The 24354-nt window shown below is 58.3% G+C and carries 16 protein-coding genes; 8 read left to right on the plus strand and 8 right to left on the minus strand.

The genetic code is table 11. The features are described from left to right. Positions 1-1342: 1342 nt before the first annotated feature. Entirely contained in the window at positions 1343-4198 is a 2856-nt protein-coding gene (locus ACYVIA_RS07935; RefSeq protein WP_460839588.1) for an adenosylcobalamin-dependent ribonucleoside-diphosphate reductase, read from the plus strand. Positions 4199-4877: 679 nt separating this feature from the next. Next, the gene (locus tag ACYVIA_RS07940; RefSeq protein WP_460839590.1) at positions 4878-5717 is read left to right on the plus strand and encodes a class I SAM-dependent methyltransferase; all 840 of its coding nucleotides are present in this window, start codon (positions 4878-4880) and stop codon (positions 5715-5717) included. 212 nt (positions 5718-5929) lie between these two features. Here ACYVIA_RS07940 and ACYVIA_RS07945 read toward each other — a convergent pair whose 3' ends face one another. The 4 genes from ACYVIA_RS07945 to ACYVIA_RS07960 form a co-directional block, all read right to left on the minus strand. Then, on the minus strand, positions 5930-6475 hold the full coding sequence (locus ACYVIA_RS07945) for a DUF4124 domain-containing protein (protein ID WP_460839592.1): 546 nt from the start codon (positions 6473-6475) through the stop codon (positions 5930-5932). Between the two features lie 96 nt (positions 6476-6571). Further along, positions 6572-6898, minus strand: coding sequence for a hypothetical protein (locus ACYVIA_RS07950; protein WP_460839593.1), 327 nt, complete (start codon positions 6896-6898; stop codon positions 6572-6574). A gap of 125 nt (positions 6899-7023) precedes the next feature. After that, positions 7024-7677 carry a hypothetical protein gene (locus ACYVIA_RS07955; RefSeq protein WP_460839595.1) on the minus strand — a complete coding sequence of 218 codons (654 nt, stop codon included), beginning with the start codon at positions 7675-7677 and terminating at the stop codon, positions 7024-7026. A gap of 47 nt (positions 7678-7724) precedes the next feature. Beyond that, a complete protein-coding gene (locus tag ACYVIA_RS07960; protein WP_460839597.1) occupies positions 7725-9563 on the minus strand; it encodes a DEAD/DEAH box helicase in 1839 nt (612 codons plus the stop codon). A 418-nt stretch (positions 9564-9981) separates the two neighbouring features. On the opposite strand from ACYVIA_RS07960, the gene ACYVIA_RS07965 reads away from it, so the two are divergent. Together ACYVIA_RS07965 and ACYVIA_RS07970 are read left to right on the plus strand one after the other, a co-directional pair. Beyond that, positions 9982-10587, plus strand: coding sequence for an acyloxyacyl hydrolase (locus ACYVIA_RS07965; protein ID WP_460839599.1), 606 nt, complete (start codon positions 9982-9984; stop codon positions 10585-10587). Positions 10588-10730: 143 nt separating this feature from the next. After that, complete coding sequence (locus tag ACYVIA_RS07970; protein ID WP_460839600.1) at positions 10731-10901, plus strand: CsbD family protein; 171 nt, start codon at positions 10731-10733, stop codon at positions 10899-10901. Between the two features lie 194 nt (positions 10902-11095). On the opposite strand, the gene ACYVIA_RS07975 is transcribed toward ACYVIA_RS07970, so the two are convergent. Both ACYVIA_RS07975 and ACYVIA_RS07980 read right to left on the minus strand, forming a co-directional pair. Then, entirely contained in the window at positions 11096-12343 is a 1248-nt protein-coding gene (locus tag ACYVIA_RS07975) for a TIGR03862 family flavoprotein (protein WP_460839602.1), read from the minus strand. A 401-nt stretch (positions 12344-12744) separates the two neighbouring features. Further along, the gene (locus tag ACYVIA_RS07980; RefSeq protein ID WP_460839604.1) at positions 12745-13188 is read right to left on the minus strand and encodes a hypothetical protein; all 444 of its coding nucleotides are present in this window, start codon (positions 13186-13188) and stop codon (positions 12745-12747) included. Positions 13189-14046: 858 nt separating this feature from the next. Here ACYVIA_RS07980 and ACYVIA_RS07985 point away from each other — a divergent pair. Continuing rightward, positions 14047-16599, plus strand: a complete 2553-nt coding sequence (locus ACYVIA_RS07985) for a sensor domain-containing protein (RefSeq protein WP_460839605.1) — start codon at positions 14047-14049, stop codon at positions 16597-16599. A 91-nt stretch (positions 16600-16690) separates the two neighbouring features. On the opposite strand, the gene ACYVIA_RS07990 is transcribed toward ACYVIA_RS07985, so the two are convergent. Next, on the minus strand, positions 16691-17233 hold the full coding sequence (locus ACYVIA_RS07990) for an isochorismatase family protein (protein ID WP_460839607.1): 543 nt from the start codon (positions 17231-17233) through the stop codon (positions 16691-16693). A 55-nt stretch (positions 17234-17288) separates the two neighbouring features. Next, positions 17289-17927 (minus strand): DUF2026 family protein, encoded by a 639-nt coding sequence (locus ACYVIA_RS07995; protein ID WP_460839608.1) that lies wholly within the window; start codon positions 17925-17927, stop codon positions 17289-17291. Positions 17928-18464: 537 nt separating this feature from the next. Between ACYVIA_RS07995 and ACYVIA_RS08000 the strand changes: the two genes are divergently transcribed. From ACYVIA_RS08000 to ACYVIA_RS08010, 3 genes are all read left to right on the plus strand, one after another. Further along, entirely contained in the window at positions 18465-19568 is a 1104-nt protein-coding gene (locus ACYVIA_RS08000) for an NAD(P)-dependent alcohol dehydrogenase (RefSeq protein ID WP_460839611.1), read from the plus strand. 269 nt (positions 19569-19837) lie between these two features. After that, positions 19838-20983 (plus strand): branched-chain amino acid ABC transporter substrate-binding protein, encoded by a 1146-nt coding sequence (locus ACYVIA_RS08005; RefSeq protein WP_460839612.1) that lies wholly within the window; start codon positions 19838-19840, stop codon positions 20981-20983. An 845-nt stretch (positions 20984-21828) separates the two neighbouring features. Further along, entirely contained in the window at positions 21829-24348 is a 2520-nt protein-coding gene (locus ACYVIA_RS08010) for a penicillin acylase family protein (protein ID WP_460839614.1), read from the plus strand. The last annotated feature ends 6 nt before the right edge of the window (positions 24349-24354 follow it).

The following is a 24354-nucleotide window of genomic DNA, read 5'->3' on the forward strand; positions in this document are numbered from 1 at the left end:
TCCTTATTGAAGAAATAACAGATTGCAACGGCTCCCTGCGTCCTCCGTTCGATCACTATAGCGCTCGAATATCGCAATTGAATGCCTGTTATTTAAGCTTGCTTGCCACATGGTTCACGAACTGAAAAAAGATGTATCGCATGCCTAAAATACTTGCGGCGTATAAAATCGAGCGCTATATTGAAGCCAAGCGCTCGCAAATGCGAGTGTGAATACGAGAGCAGATTCATCACTGGGGCCACTCTCCAGATAGGTTAGGGCTTCAGGAATCTACTCCCGTATTAGGAAGGATCTGCCCGCGCAAGCGGGCTTTTTTTTCGTCATGCCTTTGCCGGTTGGTTTGCGGTCCATAGGGCAGGGTGCGCATAGCGAGGGCAAACGGCGCATCTTGTCCCTGCACTAACGTTCGGCTATCATGCGCGCACAAAGCAGCATGAAGAAATCCACGACAGGACGTGGGATGGAGATACAAGGCCCGCTCGGCAATTGCCCCGCGGGCTTTTCTATTGCGTGAAGACTATGCGATGCACGTGTTGTCTCTCGGTTCGAACAGATAAAAAAGTGCGGGGGCTCTTCGAAGCGTTGGCTCCATTGTTATAAATAAAGCGTATAACGGGTATCACGACAATAAAGCAGACGACATTTCATGGCAGCGCTATAGTTCACCTGTCTCCTCCAACTCTCCTAGAATTGGATTCGCCCGCTAACCGCAAGGTCAGCGGGTTTTTTTTTGCCGAAGCAGCATGTCTTGCCGATATGGCAGCAGCAACATACAACAGTGGCTCATCTGGTGCTGTGCGGAAAAGTCGCTCAGGGTGTAAGCTTCCGGTCCGCCTGTCGTGCAGGACCGCAACAAAATGTGTTCCGTACTGACACGGCGTATGTTCGGTCAAACCCGTTGCCAGTGCTGGTTTTGCGCGTCGGAATGTGACGACTGGACACAATCAATAGGAATTTCGACAGATCCATCCCCTATATCTAGTTGTTTTGGTGCGGATTTGTTGGTATTCTGAAACCGCTTTTGAGACACCCTGTCGCCAGTGCGATTGATCCTCATCAGAGGAAAGCGATTCTGGAGCTCGACAGGACGACCGCCGGGCAGCCATCGCAGAACTGACTGACCCACGCACTTACTAACAAGACAAGAACCGCGAGTGACACCATGAATGCGACCCAGCTTTCTGTTTCCGTTTTGTCTTGGCAAGTGCATCGTTTCACCCGACCACAGCCTTAACCGGGCTGGCCGCCGCGTCATCAGTGTCTCAAAACCGGAGTTTCCCGTTTTTCTGCCTATTATTCTTATAGATCCGCCGGCGTGCGCGCCGGCTTCAAGGAGCCATGAATGCATAAACTAGAAAGCGCCGCCATTGCGCTCGCGCAGCCCCAGGAGATCTCCACCGAAGTGCTGATCGAAAAGTACGCCAAGGGCGACGAAACCACCGTCGAACAGGTACAGGAGCGCGTAGCCAAGGGCCTTGCAGAAGTCGAGCCGCAAAAGACTCGCAAGAAACACACGGAAGATTTCGTGTGGGCGCTTCAACATGGCTTTATTCCGGCCGGACGCGTCTCGTCCGCCGCAGGCACCGGCCTGCAGACCACGCTGATCAACTGCTTCGTGCAGCCGGTCGGTGACTCCATCACCGAAGACCACGCCGGCAAGCCGGGCATTTACACCGCGCTGGCACAAGCGGCCGAAACCATGCGTCGTGGTGGCGGCGTTGGCTACAACTTCTCCGCGATCCGTCCGAAGGGCGCACGCGTCAAGGGCACCGGCAGCAGCGCCTCCGGCCCGATTTCCTACATGAAAGTGTTCGACCGTTCCTGCGAAACCGTCGAATCCGCTGGCGCACGCCGTGGCGCGCAGATGGCGGTGCTCAACGTCGACCATCCGGACGTTATCGACTTCATTACCGTTAAGCAGGAAAAAGGTCAGCTCAACAACTTCAACGTCTCCGTCGGCGTGACTGACGAGTTCATGCGCGCTGTCGATACCGACGGCGAGTTCGAGCTCGTGCACGCCACCGAACCCAACGCCGACTTCAAGAAGAAGGGCGCTTACCAGCGCGAAGACGGCAAGTGGGTCTACAAGAAGGTCAAGGCGCGCGAAGTCTGGGACCTGATCATGAAGAGCACCTACAACGCCGCAGAACCCGGCGTGCTGTTCATGGACCGCATCAACCAGGAAAATAACCTCGCCTACTGCGAGAAGATCGAAGCGACCAACCCCTGCGGCGAACAGCCGCTGCCCGACTACGGCTGCTGCTGCCTCGGCTCGCTCAACCTGAACGCCTACGTCACCGACCCGTTCACCGAAAACGCCAAGTTCGACTTCGAGCTGTTCGCCAAGGTCACCAAGATCGCCGTGCGCATGCTCGACAACGTACTGATCGCGACCAAGTGGCCGCTGCCTGAGCAGGCACGCGAAGCCGACGCCAAGCGCCGCCTCGGCCTCGGCTACACCGGCATGGGCGACGCGCTGATCATGCTCGGCCTGCGCTACGACTCCGATGCCGGCCGCGCACTCGCTGCCAAGATCTCCGAAGTGATGCGCAATGCCTCCTATGAAAGCTCGGTCGAGCTGGCACAAGAGCGCGGCGCATTCCCGCTGTTCGACGCCGACAAGTACCTGTCCGCCGGTTTCGCCTCGCGCCTGCCGGAAGAACTCAAGGCCAAGATCCGCAAGCACGGCATCCGCAATTCGCACCTGACCTCGATCGCGCCGACCGGCACCATCTCGCTCGCCTTCGCGGACAACGCCTCCAACGGTATCGAACCGGCATTCTCATGGTTCTACAACCGCACCAAGCGCATGCCCGACGGCACCAAGAAGGACTACACCGTCGAAGACCACGCCTACCGCGTCTATCGCGCGCTCGGCCACGACACCAACAAGCTGCCGGAAGCCTTCGTCTCCGCTCTCGACATCTCCGCACGTGATCACATGCTGATGGTCGCCAGCGTCGCGCCTTACATCGATGCCGCCATCTCCAAGACCGTCAACGTGCCGGAAGACTACCCGTACGAGGACTTCAAGGGCCTCTACATGGAAGCCTGGCGCCAGGGCTTGAAGGGCATCACCACCTACCGCCCGAACAACGTGCTCGGCGCCGTGCTGTCTGTCACGCCGACGACCACGACCGACAATGCACCGCAACCGATGACGCTGTCCGAGCAGGACAAGCGCCTGGTGCTGAAGGAACTTGCAATGACCCCGGTACTCGCATCGCTGCGCTGGCCGTCGCGCCCGGGACTGCCGGCCGGCTCCAACGCCTGGATCAGCGAAATGATCGAAACCCCGCAAGGCGACTTCGCCGTTGCGGTCTCCGACAAGGGCGAGGTGCCGTTCGAAGTCTGGGTGCTCGGCGGCCAGCCGCCGCGCGGCCTCGACGCCATCGCCAAGACCCTGTCCACCGACATGCGCGCCAACGACCGCGGCTGGATGCGCCGCCGCCTGTCGCTGCTGTCCGGCGCCTACGGCGACCCGTTCGAAATGCCGATGCCGCCTAACGGCCAGATGGTGCAGGTGCCCAGCGCCACCGCCGCATTCGCCAAGCTCGTCGAGTACCGTTACAACGAACTCCACGCGCTCGACGAGCAGGAAAATGAACCGACCCCGGTACTCGACGCGCTGTTCGCACCGCATGAGCCCAAGACCGGCACCGATGGCACGCTGGCATGGGTCGCCGACGTGCGCAACCCGGCCACCGAAGACGACTTCGTGCTGATGCTCAAAGAGCTGCAGATGCCCGACGGCACCCGCCGCCCGTACAGCATGTGGTTGACCGGCGGCCACCCGCACACCCTCGACGGCCTGTGCAAGCTGCTGAGTCATGACATGCGCGTGGTCGACCCGGCCTGGATCGGCATGAAGCTGCGCAAGCTGCTCAACTACGCCGAGCCGCGCGGCGACTTCCTCGCCCGCGTCCCCGGCAGCGAGAAGCAAGCCAGCTACCCGTCCACCGTCGCCTACATCGCGCAACTGGTGATTCACCGTTACGCAATGCTTGGCATCCTGACGGAAGAAGGTTTGCCGGTGAAGTCGATGGGTGTGGTGACCGACGAGCCGACCACCCATCCGGCAAAAGCTGCGCCGACCATGCACGGCAAGGTGTGCAAGGAGTGCGGGAACGCGGCGGTGATCAAGAAGGATGGGTGTGAGTTTTGTACTTCGTGCGGGGCGATTGGCGCTTGCGGTTGATGTGCCAGCGATAGCAAGATGAATAAGGGCTCCGAATGGAGCCCTTATTTTTTAGAGCGGATTCCGGATTAGTGTAGGGGGCGCGCAACCCCGGGAAGCGGTTGAATGCTAGGCGCGGTGACGCGTCGTAGCGGTGCTACGGCAAGGAGCCGCAACAACGCAGGCGGCTGCTTCCCGGGGTTGCCCGGAGGGTTCGTGCGAGAAGGGCGCCGCGCCTTGCACTGCGCCCTTCTCGCACGAACGCGCCCCCTACACTAATCCGGAATCCGCTCTAGATCTTGGCAAGCGTGGGTTGCGGTTCAAACATTGCTCCGTGATTACGCCACCTTGCGCGCGTCTATGGTTCAACATCTCCACATATGGGATTTGCGATGGAAGCAACTTCTTGACCCTGGAAATCGGCGCGTCAGCCATCTCCTCTTCCACGGAAACCGAAGCTCTCGATCGGTGGTAAAGTGAGTCCCCTCATTCTCGCCATGCCGAACTAGAGCATTTTTTTCCTGACCGTACGCGCCTCGCCGGCCGCAGCCAATCTCGAACCTGCGATGCTCACCGTACCTCACGTACGGCTGCGCTTCTCGGTCCGACCTTGACTCGCGCACAGTCAGGCCAAAAACGCTTTAATCCGCCGGAGCCAGTCTCCCGGCGCACGGGCGCCACCGCAACCAGGCTTTCCATCATGAGCAACATCCCCGAGATCAAACCCGGCCAGTCGGTCGAGCTGCTGAAAGAACTCCATATCCTGACCCGCGACGGCAAGCTGAACCAGGACAGCCGCCGCAAGCTCAAGCAGGTCTATCACCTGTACCAGTTCATCGAGCCGCTGCTGCAGGAAGCCAGGCAGGACCATGCGGATATCAGCCTCGTGGACCATGGCGCTGGCAAGTCCTATCTCGGTTTTATCCTCTATGACCTGTTCTTCAAAAACCTGAACGACAAGTCGCACATCTACGGCATAGAGACGCGCGACGAGCTGGTGAAGAAATCGCAGGAACTGGCGCAGCGCTTGAACTTTCCCGGCATGTCGTTCCTGAACCTGTCGGTGGCGGAGTCGATCAGTTCGACGCAGTTGCCGGCGACGGTCGATGTCGTCACGGCGCTGCATGCCTGCAATACCGCGACCGATGATGCCATCCGTTTCGCGCTGAAGAAGAAGGCGAAGTTCATTGTGCTGGTACCGTGCTGCCAGGCAGAGGTGGCTTCTGTGCTGAAGAAGAACAAGGGGAAGTCACTGGGCCGCGACGCATTGACTGAGATCTGGCGTCATCCAATCCACACGCGCGAGTTCGGCAGCCAGGTGACCAATGTTTTGCGCTGTCTGCAACTGGAAGCGCACGGCTATCAGGTCAATGTGACCGAGCTGGTGGGATGGGAACACTCCATGAAGAATGAATTGATCATCGCCAGCTACAAGGGCTTGCCAAGCGAGCGACCGAGCAAGCGCCTGCAGCAAGTGCTGCAGGAACTGGGCCTGGAAGAAATGGGTGAACGGTTTTTTACCCCTGAGCTTGCGGGGTAATCCGCAGCACAGTAACTATGCAAACGAGGAATGGGGTCAGCACGGTAGGGCAATGGGATGGACTCCTCCTTTGTGAGCTGAAATATTTGTCGATACTTCAGCTTGGCACTTTAGATGCCGTGGAGGGAGGAGTCCATCCCATTGCCTGCCGCGCTGCCCCTTTTCTGGAAGTACGTATTGCGAATTAACTTGGTACCGGCAAGGATGACCAATTACCGAATGCGTTGATTAATAATTGTTCGGGTATCAATTTTTATTTGTGTTGGCTCTTTTATTCCACAAGCTGCATGCATGATGCTTCGTTTTGCATCAATTGAGTTTTGGACTTGCTTATAAGAGCCAGCTTCAAACTCGTAGTCACGCTTGGCTTGTTGGCAGGCGAATGATCCACCTTTTTCGGAACTGAGATCAGCCTCTGTCCTTCCGAGAACAGGCCTCGGTTGTCTATCCTTCTTAGCCGAGGCTATCCATTCCCAGTGTTGGGCAGTCATGGCCAAGCTCTCCGCGTGATTTAGATCACCATTCGAAATCGCTCTTCTTACAGCGTTATCTAATTGGCGAGAAAGCGGTGACTCCGTTGATACTGGCGGAAGAGTTGAGGACGTCGGAATGTCCGTTCTGGTTTGATTGCCATTGGAAGTGCACGGGTTGTCTGAATAAATGGTGCTCCCTTTTTCATCTTTGCATTTATAAACTTGTGCGCCTGCTTGACCAGCACTGGCTATTAATACTGCAAATATTAGAATCTGATAACGCATCCCACTTTCTCCAAAGCTGAAACACAGAAATACTCGCCTGCATAACAATTGACTACACTTTACTCTCGTGGCGGAACTGCCCGCTTGATCTGCTGATCATGCGGACATTCTTTGACATGTGAGGAACGCTCCAAGGGCCTTCTTAGCGCTTTCCGGCATAAGCGAAATTTGCTCGTAAACTTCATAGTCCAGAAGACTCATTCGAAGTAGGCGCTCATTGTCCCGGTCCATCCAATTAATGGGAAGACCGAGCAGCTGTTCTATACGTCTGGCCATGCTGTCTGTAATCTCCTTTTCGCCTTGCCCCATTTTGATTAAAGTGGTCTGGTTTATTACCGAGTCGAGTGCCTCTGTAACACCGCGCAACATTCCACCAAAAAGGCTACGAGCCAAAATTAAGTTTTTGCTACGGATGCTATTCATTTAGTTTTTCTCCATTTGGCTTGGTTTGAAAAACGTCCTGCCTATTTCGATAGGGCCGGTTGGCAAGCAATGATTTCTCAGGCGAACTGCGGCATGGCGATATATTTGTCTTCCCGCCTTAACTCCTACGCCGCGTTTATCCATAACTGATAGTCGTTGTAATCCTCATGAATGGTCTTCGCGTTTGTTAGAGCACGCTCATGTAACGCAAGAAACTCAAGCTCAGTTTTTGCTGCACCGACGCCGAGAGTCATCGCCTTTTCTAGGTACCGTCTTGCTGCAATTGGGTTCGGTGGAAGGAAGAGCTGAGCGCCATACTTCAGCACTAGGCCTTTAAGGAAAAATGCTGCAGGTGCCTTTCGCTCATTTACAAGAAAGTCGATTGTCTGCTGCACAAATCCAGTGTCCGGTACCACCTCCACAGAAGTGGTTTCCGTTCGCCCACCGACATAAGACACCAAAACTAAGCCAAGCAACGTCTCAGTCTGTACATGCTCGAGGGTGGGTACGGAAATATGTGGAATGAGGCCAGATCGAACGTAGTGATAGAACGGTGTCTTACATTCAGCGTCTCGCACAATATGCCAGTGGCGGCTTAACACCGCTTTCAGTAGTTGCCGTGCACGCTCGTACTGTCGTTGATAGGACAACTCCTGCTTATACGGTGAAGTCATCATTAGATCAGCTTTGAGCTGAATCCACTCGTACTCAAGGTCTTCAACCGTCATCGTGTACGGATCTTTGAACATACTGTTCAAAATCGATTGAAAGAAAGCCATAATTGCCTCTCAGATTGTGGTGCAGGTCCGACATGTTTACCATTGAATCAAAGTACTGCTAACGTCCCCATCGCCCGCTCCAATTTCTCCGCAAGCACAGACGCCTCCCCGTGCGTCATCACAAGCTCATGCGTCGCGCGTGTCATCGCCACATAAAGCAACCGCGCCTCATCTTGCAAGTCATCATCCTTCGCCAGCTCGCCGATCCCCGGAATACACACAAACGGGAACTCCAGCCCTTTACTGCTGTGCATGGTGACCAGCTTCACGCTGTCGTGTAGCGGATCGTAGGAGTGCTTCTTGTCCTGCTGCCATTGAAAGGGAATGCCCTTGCGCGTCAGTGCTTCAGTGAGTTCTTTTCCGACGCCGTAGCGGCGATAGATGACTGCCATGTCGTTCCACCGCGTACCCATCTTGTTCGCCTCCTTGAGTTTGTCTGCGATGTAAGCCGCTTCTTCCTTCAGCGTGGGTAGCTTGATCAAGAGCGGCTTGGGGCCATGTCGTCCCGCGCTCATCGGCTGCACGGTTGGCGCCTGATCTTCTTCGGTATGGCTGTCGGTGAGCAGGTCATCCGCGAAGGCGCGTGCAACGGAGAGGATCTCTGCGGTGTTGCGGTAGTTGAGCTTGAGGATGGTGGTGCGGCCTTGTGCCTGGATACCGACGCTGGAAAAAGAAAACCGCAGCTTCTTCGGGCCGTTGTAGATCGACTGCGCGTCGTCGTACAGAACGAGCAGCGAGTTGGTGTCGGGATGGATCATCTGCACGACGAGCTTGAACCATTCCGGCTTGAAGTCGTGGCCTTCGTCGATTAGCACCGCGTCGTATTGTGCAGAGGGGATGAGCTTGTTGTCGACGGAGCGGATGACGCGCTCGACGCAGGCTTGGAAATACGCATCCAGGTTCTTGTCATAAGGCGGTTTACCGGCGTTGTACGTGTCCAGCTGCCGCATGCACCACGCATGGAAGTTCACGACGTTGACCTTGTCCTGTATGCCCTTGGCTTCCATGATGCTGGCCAGTTTGGTGGCGAGTGTCTTGTTGTAGCAGAGGACGAGGATAGGGCGCTGGCACATCTTCGCCAGATGCTCGGCACGGTAACCGAGGATCAGCGTCTTGCCGGAGCCCGCCACGCCGTGAATGACGCGGTGACCTTCGCCGAGGCTGCGTGCCAGTTGCTCCTGCTGCAGGTCCATCACGCGCAGCACATCCGGGATTTCGATCTGCTGCTGGCCCGGTTCGTCGAACAGGTTCTGCTGCGCGGGTATCCGGATCTCCGGAAATATGTGCCAGCGGATGCGGTCGATTTGCGGAAGCGAGAGCGGCATCTTGAACTTGTACGGAAACATGTTCCACAGGCGCTGTTGAAATGCTTCCGCATCCACGCTCTCGGTCATTTCGTCTTGGCAGATCACCAGATGCGACGGCAGCACCTCGCCCATGCTGGCCGTGTCGAACTGCTTGCGGCTGATATTGGTGAGCACGACGCCGTGCCCGTAGGCGATGAAGGGCTTGCCTTTCAGTGAGCCGCTGGGAAAGACCAGTTGCGGATCGCGCTCGAGCCGGTTGGTTATCAGGTACAGATACTGACGTGCCTGTTCCAGCGGGTTGGCGACTTTCTTGAGGTCGCCGTGGACAAGGATCGTGGCCTGCTGCTTGTCCATGCTGTGGATGGTGTCGAGCTTCCAGTCTTTTACTTCCAGCACCAGCAGGCCGCGGCTGGGATGGAAAACGACGAAGTCGGGATGCTGCGTGCGCTCGCCGATGGAGACGTCATACCAGCACAGGTAGTCGTCTTCGAGTTTGTCTTCCAGACGGTATGCGAAGCGCTTTTCGCCCGATGTCATGCGCGACACGCATGCGCCGATCGCCGGTATCAGCGTGGCCATAGCCACCCCTCCATCGTTTATAGTGACTGAATATTACCGTAATGCAATACTTCTGGTCACCTGTCAGTTTTAGCGGAAAGCGCTTCTACCAAGTGCAATGGGCGCTGACGGGCATGTCGTCCGATCGGCAATTTGGAATGCTGCGGCTGTTCCTCAGTCAGGACGGTGTTTGGCCGGGATGTGGACGGTGATGCGGAAATGATTGCTGCCTATCGCGGTATCGACAGCACGTCATCGTTGTGATCGCCCTGCGGAGATACGAAGATATGTGGAGTCAGACTCGCTCACACCCGTCTCCAGCCGAGTCCCATATGCCACACTATATGCCCGGTGAAAGCCTGAACTGCGCGACCTGCGTTCGCCAAAATCCATCAAAAATATTGCGCCTGTGGCGCGTGAAAAAAGAGAGAAGAAAAACATGACAACAACGAGAACACGTTGGATCGCCGGGGGGGCGGTCGCTCTGGCTCTGTTCGCCGGTGCCCAGGCACATGCGCAAGCACTGCATCCCGCCGACCGCTGGGAGTTCGCGCTGGAGGCGGGCTACCTGGCCAAGGTTCGCAATAATTCCCCGCACGAGTACCGGATCGCACCGGTGAACCTAGCCTTGCGCAGCCCTGCGACGCGGGATCTCTGGCACTCGCCGAGTGGCGGTCGGCTCGTCCTGCGCCACCGCTTCGGCCTCGTGGCCGAGTCGATCGTGCGCGGTCCGGAGAGTCGCTATGTCGCGATCAACGGGGCACCATCGTTCGAGCTGTGGTCGGCCGACCGCAAGACTGCCGGGTTCTTCGAAATCGGCGGCGGTATCGGTTTCATCGATTCCCGGGGCGTGACGGGCGGCCAGGGTCAGGACCTCACATTCAACTGGTACACGCAGGGCGGGGTGCGGCGCCAGCTTGACGAGAACGTCGCCCTCACGGCCTCGCTGTACTTCACCCACCACTCCAACTTGGGCATGACCGATCCAAACCCCGGGATCGATGTGCTGGGGCTGAACTTCGGGGTGGTCTGGGGCTTTCGCTAGGTGAACGCGGTCGGCACTGGTTTTGGTGTCAATGGGACCGCCCTCGAGTCAAGCGGAGCAGTTGCCGTCTGTTCTCCATCGTCGGGGGAACAACTCGCTTCGAAAGGTATCCAATGAGTGTTGGCCTTTTGAAAGGATTTGCCATGAACAAGGACCAGATGAAGGGTAGCGTCAAGCAGACTGCCGGGAAAGTGCAGGAAAAGGCAGGAGAGGTGATGGACAGCAGGAAACACCAGCGTGAAGGCGTACAAAAGCAGGCCGAGGGCAAGACCCAGAAGACCGTCGGCAACGTGAAGGACACATTCGACAAATAGTTGCTCTGTGCGAACCAAACGCCCGCACGCCCGCCGATGCGGGCGTTTTCTTTTTCCTTCTGCGTGGGAAGCAGCATGCGTGGAGGTCTTCTCACGCTGCGGGCACCGGACTATCCGCGTGAGCCAATGCGCGCGATGGGCCGACATGGGCAGCATCGCATCAAAGCACAGGTAACGCCGCTATCAACCGCCCTTCAATTCTCGTAGCGGTCTTTCAGCCAGTCGCGCACGCCCAGGCCTGCGTGACGGCCGGTCGCGAAGCAGGCATTGAGCAGGTAGCCGCCGGTGGGCGCCTCCCAGTCGATCATTTCGCCCGCGACAAACACGCCGGGCAGGGCATTGAGCATGAAGTGCTGGTCAATGCTCTCGAAACGTACACCGCCGGCAGTGCTGATCGCTTCTGCAATCGGGCGGGTGGCGTGCACCGTGATCGGCAAGGCCTTGATCGTTTTCGCCAGAATCGCCGTGTCGGCAAGCTGTTCCCTGGTGAGCACTTCATGCAGCAAGGCGACCTTGACGCCGGTAATGCCGACGCGGCTTTGCAAGTGACTGGATAGGGAGCGTGCGCCACGGGGATGGCTCACTTCACGCAGCACCCGCTCCGCGTCGCGTCCCGGCACCAGGTCAAGCGTGAAGGTGGCGCTGCCGTGCACGTTGAGATAGTCGCGCAGCCGCTGCGAAAACGCGTAAATCAGGCTGCCTTCCACGCCGTGCGCGCTGATCGCCAGTTCGCCCTGCCGCTGTTCGGTGCGGCCGTGCACGTCGGTAAATGTCAGCGCCACCGACTTGAGCGGCGCGCCGGCAAACTTGTCTCGTATATGCGCGCTCCACGGCACCTCGAAGCCGCAATTGGCGCTTTGCAGCGGGGCGATTTCCACGCCCCGGTCTTGCAGCCATGGTACCCAGGCGCCGTCCGACCCCAGCGTCGGCCAACTGGCGCCGCCCAAGGCCAGCACGGTAGCCTGCGGCTTGATCACGATCTCTCCGTCCGGGTTGGCTAGGCGCAATGCACCTTCGGCATTCCAACCCAGCCAGCGATGGCGTACGTGCAGGCGCACGCCGGCGCTGCGCAGGCGGCGCAGCCACGCCCGTAGCAGCGGTGCCGCTTTCATCTCCGTGGGAAACACGCGCCCGGAGCTGCCGACAAAGGTATCGATACCCAAGTCGTGTACCCATGCCCGCAAGGCGTCGGGCGGCAGTCCGTCCAGCGCAGCTTGCAGCTGCTGCCGACGATCACCGTAGCGCGCGCAGAAGGCGTCGTACGCTTCGCTGTGGGTGATATTCAAACCGCCGATGCCAGCCAACAAAAACTTGCGGCCGAGGGAGGGCATGGCGTCGTACACGTCAACCTGTATGCCTGCAAGACCCAGCACTTCGGCGGCCATCAACCCGGCTGGTCCTCCGCCGATGATGGCAACGTGCGGGGCGGCGTATTCAGACATTGGTGGGCTGGAAGACGATTGGGAAAGCGTGCATTTTAAGCGCTGCGGGATGGCTGCGTGGTTGTGCTGGAGTGGCGATGGAAGATTTCGCGCAGGCGCCAGAAATGAAACGGAATCACGACAGGTCGAGTTGCGCCAAGCCGGACGCATTGTCAGTCGAGCAAAAACAGTATTTAACGCGCTTGCCGTACAGCGGAAAGTCGCAGAACCTGAGCGTGAGCAAAAACAAGAAACGCTGCAGCGGGTTGCACGCGCACCCCCGTCTAGACGAAACGAATATCAGCGAAATAGCTGCATATAAACGGTGACAGACCACGTTGTTCATCGTGGTCTGTCCGTTATTACCACTTATTTCTAGCTACTACTTATGCGTGCGTATATTCAGATAACGTCAGTGTAGGTCAGGGTCTATTCGCTTCCATGCGGCTGGCCATAACCCTGAAGCCCCCTTTACATGCAATAAGCGTCAAATTGGTACGACAATGGAACCACTCGCCTTGTCCAGAACCATCAATGCCTGTGGGCTCTAGCCAAATCTGTGAAGTCTGATACCGGTCCATCAATGCCTGAATCGCGGCACCATCGTTTGCGAGACGAGCCGAAAGTGTTTCGTCGTCCAACTCATACAACGCACGCAGCGGTGCTGGATCAACGAATGGAAGTTCGCTTGGCAGAATAATCACACTTGGACGATAGTTCCGAGGCGGAATTGCGCCAATTAATGGAGGTTGAGGCTCATTTACCAAGCGCCATTCACGAGTTGCCATCACCTCGACTGCCGAGCCAGATGCACCGGGAGGTGCATCATATGCAAGAATACGTGCCGCAAGGACACCGTTGACCATCGAACGCGTGTCAAGGTGTAGTACCGCCACTGTGTCATTGACTATGTTAAAGCGGGCTATTACAGGCCCCGAGCTATCTGGCGGGACGAGTTCAACATTACGTATGCCCGTGCCCCTGACTTCGAGAGTAACTACATCGAATAACCCCGCATCCTGACTAGGCGCCATAGTCAAGTAGGCAGTAAATGCTACAGGTTGAGGCTCGTTTGTCGGCTGCTCCTGTGGGGGCTCGGATGGAGGGGTCTGTGGCGGGGAAGCTGGTGGTGATTCTTGGCTAGGGGACGGGCTTTGGGTGCTGGGGCCTTGAGCTGGACTGGAAACAGATCCATCGCTTGTAGGAGGCGAGCTCGGAGTCGAGACAGGAACTTGGTTTAATACCGGTGCCGGCGCATCACCACTTTGATTTCCTCCCGAGGTGTTCTCGGTCGCAACCTGAGTAGTTCCCTTTCCACCTCCGCCACCACAGGCGGCGACCATCACAGAAAACAGCGCAACAGTAACTGACTTCACGAAAAATTTTGTCATCAGGGCAGCTCTTCTTCTTAGTGATAGCCCCCTGATGATTATTCCGCTTCTACTGAGCGATTTGCTCATCATGTCGAAAATATGCCGGTTACATTTTGATGTAAATCCAAGCCTTAGGTATGGATAGCGGAACCTGAGTGACAAAAATTTGAGCTTGAAGTGGTTCTTGTTACTAGCATTTTTGCTTAGCTATGAACATTTATAAGTTGCATTTCGTTAGGAGGAAATACTGCTCATTTGCATCAATGCAGTTGGCATTGATTTGTCATGATTCGAGCCCATGAACTTATGTTTCTGTTCATCGTTCCAAAGTTCAGACGGAGGAAGAATTCGATGACAGAACGCAGCTTGGAGGAGGGTAGGCATCCGGAAACACAAGAGCTGCGCGCCACAGCGGCGTTGCCTGGTGTGCCGGAGACGCACGCGACGAGCGATGCGACGCCAGTTCGCACGATCCTTCACCAGCTTGCTGCAACGGCGGCCGGCATTGGCGTGTGGGAAAGCGAGATTGCGACCAACAGCGTCATCGTCTGTCCGGTCTTTGCCCAAATGCTCGAGCTGCCGGCCGAGTACCACAGCCTGACTGAAGATGAATGGCAACATATCCTGACCAAGGAAGACATCGCCAGGACGAAACAAGCGATAAAGATCGCCGCAGAAGCCAGCAAGCCCTTTAACGTCGAATACCGCATCACGCTTCCCTCCGGGGCGATCGTGTGGTTGCTGGTGCAAGGGACAATTACAAAGGATGCATCGGGAAATCCCGAGCAACTCACCGGGATTGTGATGGACATTAGCGAGCGGAAAGGGATCGAAGACGCGCTTCGTGCCAGTGAAGAGCGCTTTCGATTATTAACCGAGGTCAGCCCTGACGGTATCCTCGTACTGGTCGATGGCAAGTTTGTTTACGCCAACCGCTCCATCATGAAGATGCTTGGCGTAACGGACGCGAGCGAAATCATCGGTCATTCGCCGAGCGATTTTCTCGATCCGGCATCGTGGCAGACCATGCGCACCAGAATCGTGCAGGCACTCGAGCGAGGCGGCCCCAATCCTCCGCACACTTGGCATGTTCGCCGTGTCGATGGCGGCATGGTCTATCTGCAGGGAATTTCCGGCAAGGCAACATGGAACGGACAGCCGGCCATTCAAGTCCTCGTGCGCGACCTGACGCAGAAGATGGCGGACGAGGAGCGATTTCGGCTGATGAACGAGCGCCTGAAACTGGCGCTGGAAGGCACGGGTGAGGGCGTGTGGGATTGGGATATCGATCGCAACACGTATAGCCTTTCCGAAGGGCTCAAGAAAATACTCGGCTTCCAAAAAACCGACCGCGTTGACGGTGAAGTGAGATTCCGCGAATTCGTGCATCGGGACGATCAGGCCCGACGGCAAGAGGCTCTGCGTGCGACGCTTGACGGCACCGCGCCTGTCTATGAATGCGAATACCGCATCCGGTGTGCGGATCACCGCTGGAAATGGGTGATCTCCCGCGGCGTTGTCGTGTCTCGTGACGAGAGGGGGCGGCCACTGGCGATGACGGGAATTGTCACTGACATCACGGCAAGAAAAGAATCGGAGGAGATGGTCTGGCGGCATGCCAACCTGGATCCGCTGACCGGCCTTCCTAACCGACGGCATTTCCTTCATGAAGTCCAAGACGAGCTACGCAAGGCACGGCGTACAGGGAACAAGGCGGCCTTGCTCTTTATTGATCTCGATGGGTTCAAGCAGGTGAATGACATCTACGGGCATGAAGCTGGCGACATGCTCCTGATCGAGGCCGCACATCGCATCAAGCGCTGTACCCGTTCAACCGATATGCTGGGACGCCTGGGCGGCGATGAATTCATCGTGCTGCTGAGAGACCTGCATGAGCCGGGGCACGTGGAATACGTGTGCCAGGAAATCCTTTCCTCCCTGGCGCAACCGTTCAGCGCAGGGAAAGAGCTTGCACAGGTCACGGCAAGCATGGGCGTCGCGCTCTACCCATTGGATGCCGACGGAATCGACGATCTGCTGCGCAAGGCCGATCAGGCGATGTACAACGCGAAGGCGACTGGTAAAAATCAGTTCAGCTATTTCACGCAAGAGATGGATGACCGCGCGCATGCGCGCCTGCGCGTATCAACAGAGCTGCGCCGGGCGATCTCTTCTCAGCAACTGTCCCTCGCCTTCCAGCCCGTGATCGATATGCGTGGCGGGCACATCGCTAAAGTCGAAGCACTGCTGCGTTGGGAGCATCCCAAGCTTGGCAAGGTGGCGCCTTCGGTTTTCATTCCGATTGCTGAAGAAGCAGGACTGATGGGAGATATCGGTAACTGGGTGTTCCACGAAGCCGCGACCTGCCTGAAACGATGGAGCGAGCGGACCGGCATGACGATCAAGATTGCCGTCAACAAGTCGCCATCGCAGTTCAACCGGCGCCATCTGGAGCATGACTGGCTGCAGTATCTGCAAGACCTCGGGATCTCGCCGTCGAATATTGTTGTGGAGATTACGGAAGGTCTGCTGCTCGATGCGTCTTCACAGGTGAGCGACAAGTTGCTGGAATACCGCGATGCAGGTATCCAGGTCGCTATCGATGACTTCGGGACGGGCTATTCTTCCATGGCGTATCTGCAAAAATTCGATATCGATTACCTGAAAATCGACCAGTCCTTTGTCAGAGGCATCCCGGCCCATCAAGGTAACTGCACGATCGCGGAAACGATGATCGTCATGGCGCACAAACTCGGGCTCAAGGTGATCGCGGAAGGCATAGAAACACAGGAGCAGCACGACTTCCTGACGCAAGCCGGATGCGACTATGGACAGGGGTTTTTCTATTCCGGCCCATTGCCATCCGATCGGGTTGAACACCTGCTGTCCGGGCGGTTTCATTAATCCGCCGCGCTGCGTCCTGAGTATGCATGGGCATAGGTTGGCCAAATGATTTAAGTCGCGCGAACTGCTGCCACAACTTGTCCTGCGTAACCTATCGAATAAACCGCCGATGCACTTCCCGAAACAGCGGCGCATCTGCGCTTTCAAGCCATTCGAACGCAACCATCTCGCGGCTCACGATCTCTGCTCCGTTCTGCTGCATTCTTCTTAGCGCGAGTTCCTTGTCGCGCGCACGACGGGAGCCGACGGCTTCGTCCACAACGAATACGCTGCGCCCCGCAGCCAGCAGATCAAGCACGGTCTGCTGGACGCACACATGGGCTTCGGTTCCTGCGACTATCCACTGCGGCCGGCTGGCTGCAGCGGCCTGAAGCAACGCGCCTTCGGTAACGGCTGAAAAATGGGTCTTCTCCACAATGCACTCAGGTTGGAGCTTCGCACGCAGCTCCGGAGCCGTCAGGCCGATGCGCTCGGGACAATGCTCATTTGCCAGCACAGGAACGCCAAGCGTTTGTGCGACATCGACCAGCCAGCCCGCCTGGGACAGGACGGCGTCTCCGCCATCTATCGCAGGCAACAGGCGGCCCTGGAGATCGACGATAAGCAGTACGGATTCGGATGCCTTCATGCGCATGGTGGGGCTTTCTGAATGAGTGTTATCGATAGGGGACATGCATGCGCCGATCCACCTACCACGCCCCGACCAGCGACAAACTGCTGAGGGTCAGGTGCGATACCGCCCCATCGTTGCCCGTCATTGTTGCCTGGCGGGGGATGTCCTTCGGGGGCTTCCTGTACCAGTGCGCGCACGTCTGCACGAGGTCGTTGTTGCGTTCATTGGCAAAGAACTCGCTCAGCACTCTGCTCGTCAGGTCCACATTGGGAAGCATGTGGAAGTCGCCGGGATTGCGCATCAGCAGCGGCGAATCCGACATTGCACTACGCGGTTTCTGGAACATCTTCCTGGAACAGCTTCCTGAAAGGCCCATTGCTTGCAGCGATTCGCGGAAGAGCGGGGCCATGAAGTCGATGATGTAGTCCTCGCACAGGATCCAGCAGTGGAATCCTCTGTCCGAGCTGAGATCCTCGTGATCCTTGTCTGCGAAGGACAGAACAGTCCCGGCGTCGTCGTCAACGCGGAAGAAGGCGGCGCCGGCGACAGGCTGGCAGCGCTTCTTGTAAAGCTGCTGGACGAGGAACGCGCCGGCCATGCTGAAAAAGACGTCGGGGTGCGCGGGGGCGGCATCTGCACTGTCGAGGACGGTCTTCAGGACGCGAAAGATGCGCTGGTAGTCGGCGAGCGGGAGTGGCGGGCGGGCTGTGGGCATACGGTGATTGATGTGGTGTTGAAGGTGTGCGCAGTCGTTGCAAGTCGTTGCGGTCGTTGCCGTTGTGGATCAATGGCTGGTCGGCGCGTTGGCTCGATGCCATCGTGCCGCCGAAACTCCGACAAGTGAATTGCCGCCGACGATACCAGATATCTCGCGGCGGAGAAATGCGGGAAGTGCACTCCGCCGCCGGGCATGGTTGCGCCGCGCAGTGAGAACGCTTTTCTCTCAGCTGCCAGATTCACGGTGACCGACCGCAAGATGCACGCGGTGCCACTCTCTCCATTTCTCACGCGGCTACGTTTCCAGGGAAAACATGGTCGGCGGAAAAATTTGCTTTCCTTGACCGCGCTTAAAACTTCCATGCGCGGTTATTGTCCGCGGCGCTGAACCGGCGCACATTGCATTCCGATCCATAGCGCCTGCTGTGTGCTTCGGAAGAGGCTTGGCATGTGATGACGCCTCTGCCGAAAACTCTTTCGGAATCCATGACAGGCTCTTTGCAGAACCGCCTCTTTCCTCACTCAAGGAGAATCCATGACAGCGAAGATGATGAAGGCCGCCGTATTTGTCGAACCCGGACGCATCGAACTTACCGACAAGCCGATTCCCGATGTGGGCCCGAACGATGCGCTGGTGCGCATCACGACCACGACGATCTGCGGCACGGACGTGCATATCCTCAAGGGCGAGTACCCGGTTGCCAAGGGGCTGACCATCGGCCATGAGCCGGTCGGTGTGATCGAAAAGCTGGGCAGCGCGGTCACCGGCTACAAGGAAGGCCAGCGCGTGATCGCCGGTGCGATTTGCCCGAGCTTCAACTCCTATGCGGCGCAGGACGGCTTTCCGTCGCAGGACGGCAGCTACCTGATCCCGAGCGGCCGCTGCGGCTGCCACGGCTACAAGGCGACCGCCGGCTGGCGCTTCGGCAACATGATCGACGGCACGCAGGCGGAGTATGTGCTGGTGCCCGATGCGCAGGCCAATCTTGCACCGATTCCGGATGGGCTGACCGACGAACAGGTGCTGATGTGCCCGGATATCATGTCGACCGGCTTCAAGGGCGCGGAGAACGCCAACATCAAGATCGGCGACACGGTCGTCGTGTTCGCGCAGGGGCCGATCGGCCTGTGCGCAACCGCGGGTGCACGCCTGCTCGGCGCGACGACGATCATTGCGGTCGACGGCAACGACCATCGTCTCGGCATCTCGAAGAAGATGGGTGCGGACGTGACGCTCAACTTCAAGAACTGCGATGTGGTCGATGAAGTGATGAAGCTGACCGGCGGACGCGGCGCGGATTCGGCGATCGAGGCGCTGGGCACGCAGGCAACCTTCGAGTCGTCATTGCGGGTGCTCAAGCCGGGCGGCACGCTGTCGAGCCTGGGCGTGTATTCGACCGACCTGACGATTCCAGTGTCGGCCTTTGCCGCCGGCCTTGGCGACCATCGGATCAACACCGCGTTGTGCCCCGGCGGCAAGGAGCGCATGCGTCGCCTGATGGCGGTGATCGAATCCAACCGCATGGATCTCGGCGTGATGGTCACGCACCGCTACAAGCTCGACGACATTGTCTCCGCCTACGACTTGTTCGCGAACCAGCGCGACGGCGTGCTGAAAGTGGCGATCAAGCCGGAGTGATGGTTGGCCGCGCATGTCCCTGCATTGCGCAGGGGCATGTGTCGTTTGTTTTGCGGCTGCCGCTGATGAATTTATCCCCTCCTATAAGCTGACTCCGGTCAGGGTTTTTCCATTTCAGCGCTGCGCACATGGGATCTGCCGTGGTATCGTCGAGCGCAACGGGGTTTGCGCCCATGGACTACCCGTCCATACGCAGCGGCCTCGATGTCGCCACAAGCGCTGCAATTCTCATCCCAGATATCAAATTGTTATTTCTCCCGGAGTAATTCATGCAGTTCAGCAGCAAAATGATTCCCTTGGTGGGCGCACTGGCGCTTGCATTTGCGGGCGCGGCATCGGCGCAGGAACAGGTGGTCAGGATCGGCCACGTCGGCGCAACGTCGGGTTCCGCCGCACACCTGGGCAAGGACAATGAAAACGGCGCGCGCATGGCAATTGACGAGCTCAATGCCAAGGGCGTGACCATCGGCGGCAAGAAGATCAAGTTCGAATTGCAGGCCGAGGACGACGCAGGCGATCCGCGCCAGGGTACGGCGGCAGCGCAAAAGCTGGTCGACGCCAAGGTCAGCGGCGTGATCGGCCATCTCAATTCCGGCACCACGATCCCGGCCTCGAAGATCTACAGCGACGCAGGCATTCCGCAGATCTCGCCGTCGGCGACCAATCCGAAGTACACGCAGCAAGGCTTCAAGACCACCTTCCGCGTCGTGGCCAACGACGGCCAGCTCGGCGGCACGCTCGGACGTTATGCGATCGACACCCTGAAGGCGAAGAAGGTGGCGGTGATCGATGACCGCACCGCCTACGGACAAGGCGTGGCAGCCGAATTCACGAAGAGCGTGAAAGCCAAGGGCGCACAAGTCGTGGCGCAGCAGTACACCAATGACAAGGCGACCGACTTCAACGCCATCCTCACCGCCATCAAGGCCAAGCAACCGGATGTGATTTTCTTCGGCGGCATGGATGCCGTGGCCGGCCCGATGTTGCGCCAGATGAAGGCGCTGGGCATCGACGCCAAGTTCATGGCGGGCGACGGCGTCTGCACCGAGAACCTGATCAAGCTCGCCGGCGATGCACTCGGCGAAGGCAAGGTGTTCTGCGCGGAAGCGGGCGGTGTCGACGAATCCGAGAAGAAGGGCATGGACGATTTCCGCGCCGCCTTCAAGAAAAAGTTCGGTATCGACGTGGCACTGTATGCGCCGTACACCTACGACGCCGTGATGCTGATGGTCGAAGCAATGAAGCGGGCCGGCTCCACCGATCCGGCGAAGTACCTGCCGGAGATGGCCAAGACCAACTATAACGGCGTGACCGGCAAGATCGCGTTCGACAGCAAGGGCGACATCAAGAACGGCGCATTGACGCTGTACACCTACAAGAATGCGCAGCGTACGCGCATTGGCGTGGTGCGCTGAGACCCTGGTCCGGCGCTAAGGGATGTGCGGCGAAGCAACGCCGCGCATCCCCTCGATACGATTCGACATATCACCGACAAGCCTCCTATACATCCTCCTATACATCCTCCTATACATCCTCCTATACATCCTCCTATACATCCTCCTATACATCCTCCTATACATCCTCCTATACATCCTCCTATACATCCTCCTATACATCCCGCACGTACCATGCATGGAATCGCGGCATGCCGTGTCACCCCGTAACACCGTGCGTAGAAAATTCCCCTGGCAGCGCACACGCCGGTGCAATGACAGTGTGCGCAAAGAAGCAGACAGGGGATGAGTATGAGCGCCATCAATTTCCATCAGGAGTGGTTTCAGCTGCGGTGAGCCGCTTTATTCCCGGCTGAAGTCGTAACATCTCTTTAGAGCCTGTTTGAAAACTTACTGCGCAGCCCGATTTTGGCTCTGCGATGCTCGTCGTACCTCACGTACGACTGCGCTTCTCCAACCAAACTCGGACCGCTCGCTACAGTTTTCAAACAGGCTCTTAGCACAGTGCCAGCCCGACTTTAGTGTGGGTGCCTGCCGCCTCGCTCGCGGCACGGCGTTGCGTGGGGTCGCTGCGGCCTCCTTGCCGTGATTCTGGAGCGGGACTACGCAGAGCGCCGCAGACCATCCGGTCGGCCCACACAGCAGTATTTCAACGTTGACGAGATGGGTATGCTCTTACGCCATACCGCACGGCCGACTTATTGTCCTTGGAGACACTTCACCATCCCCTGTTGACGAAAATTAATAAACTGGCATTTTCCCGGCATAAGATTGCCGGTCGACAGATAAGAAAGGGAGACTGGAAAATGACCTTGCTGCGCCTGCGTACCTTGGGAGGGCTGATTGCGGTGTCGCTCGCGTTGGCTGGTTGCGGTGCGGCGAAGAAGAACGAATACGCCGAACCCAAATTGCCCGGCGAGCTGCATTTCTCCGAACTGAGTGCGCCGGTGAGTATTCGCCGCGATTACCTCGGCATCCCGTTTGTCGAAGCGAAGAACAACGAAGACCTGTATTTTGCGCTGGGCTACATTGCCGCCAGCGACCGCCTGTCGCAGATGGTCAGCACCAAGCTGACGGCGGAAGGGCGGATGGCCGAATGGCTGGGTGAATCCGCGCTGGAACTCGACCGCTACATGCGCGTCATGAACCTGAAGCAGGCGGCGCAGAACTACTGGAAAGCCGCGTCGCCCGAACAGAAAGCCCTGCTGCAACGCTATGCAGACGGCGTAAATGCCTATATCAACACGGGCAACCTGCCGGACAGCATGCGCATGGCCGGCTACTACCCGGATACCTGGCGTCCTGCCGACTCGCTGGCGATCATCGCGCTCTACCACCTGGTGCTGTCGACCAACCTGCAGGAAGAGATCGCCTACCTCAAGCTCGCGCAGGCCGTCGGCCTCGACAAAGCCGCATGGCTGATCCCGGTCTATCCCGACCAGCCACTGCCGATGGACGAGGCGCGCAAGCTGTATGGCATCGCGCTGACCGGCATCGACGAGCCGCTGGACCGCCTGCTGCTGGCGCAGGACCTGCAGACCGGCATTGGACTGGGCGGCATGGCCGCGTCCAACAACTGGGCGGTGCACAAGTCGCGTACCAAGGGTGGCGCGAGCATCCTGTCCAGCGATCCGCATCTGCCGGTAGCCATGCCTTCCGTCTGGCATTTCGTGCATGCGCGGACGCCTGACGCGCAGTGGGCCGGTGTCTCGCTGGCCGGCATGCCCGGCCCCATCATGGGCTACAACGGCCACATCGCCTGGGGCGGCACGATGGTGATGGGCGACAGCCAGGACATCTTCCTTGAAAAGCTGCACATCTTTTGGGGCAACAAGCTGCATTACTTCTACAAGAATGAATGGATCCCCGTTTCGGAGCGCAAGGAAGTCTTCCACATCAAGGATCGCAGCCCCGAGGTGCAGACCTACTACACGACGCGGCACGGCACGCTGCTGAACAGCCTGCTGCAGCGACCGGCAAAGAACGGCGAGCTGCCGCTGAACATCAAGCTGAACTACGGCCTCGCTTTTCAGAACGCGATCCCGGAGCTGGGCGGCAATCCGCTCGTGTTCGGCGATATTGCCCGTGCGAAGACCGTGGAGGAGGCAACGCCGCTGATGAAGCAGTTGCGCGGGCTGCCGTTCAACATGGTGTACGGCGACCGAGACAATATCGCATGGCAGGTGACCGGCACGTTCCCGATCCGCAAGGCCGGCCGGGGACTGGTGCCGTCGCCGGGCTGGACCGGCGATTATGACTGGACCGGTTATCTCGACCCCGAGCAGCATCCGGCCGCGCTGAATCCCGAGGAGGGCTTTATCGGCACTGCCAACCACCGCACGGTGGCGCCGGACTTTGCCCATGTGCTGAGTTCATCCTGGTTCTATCCGGAACGCTTTGAGCGGATCAGGCAACTGCTGTCGGAGAACAGTCAGCATACGGCGGAAGACAGCATCAGGATGCAGCTCGACCAGCATTCTCTGCTGGTACCCAAGGTGCAGGCCTGGCTGAAAACCGACGCGAACAAGGAGGCGCTGGAGGCTGCCATCAGTGCGCTTCCAAAGCTGCGGCAGGCCCAAGCGCGCGAGGCACTGGCAGAGCTGCTGATCCTGGACGGCGACCTGCGGCCCGATTCGCAGGAAGTGGCGGTCTACGGCGCATTCCTGCACAGCTTTACGCGGCGCACCTTCCTCGACGAGCTGGGCCCGGCCAGCGGCGAAAACTGGAAAGCCTTCGTCAGGATCGCCAACCTCAGTTACTCGGCGCCGATGGACCACCTGCTGGTGCGCGAGGCCGATAGCCCGTTCTGGGACGATGTGACGACGTCGAAGAAGGAAACCAAGGCAGACATCATCGCCGAGTCGCTGGCCGACGCCATCGTCCACCTGGAGAAGACGCTGGGCCGCTACCGGACCGCCTGGAGCTGGGGCAAGCTGCACACCTATCACTGGAAGACCGACGGCACCGTCATGGCGCCCAAGAAGACGATCAAGCAAAAGCTCGGGTTGGAGAAGATGGCAAAGGTGCTGGCTCGCGGCCCGTTCCCGGCCGGCGGCGACCACACCACGCTCAACATCTCGTCGTATAACCTCGGCGCCGACTTCGACACATGGATGATCCCGTCGATGCGCATGATCGTCGACTTCTCCCGCGACGAACCGATGATGGCGATGAACAGCACCGGCCAGTCCGCACATCCGACCAGCCGCCATTACGACGACACCCTCAAGCGCTATCTCGGCGGCGAGTATCACACCTTCCCGTTCAAGCAGGAGAACATCGACCAGCTGTACGGGAAGCCGCTGGTGCTGCAGCCGCTGAAGTAGGGAAGA

It is taken from the genome of Noviherbaspirillum agri, from assembly GCF_054780595.1.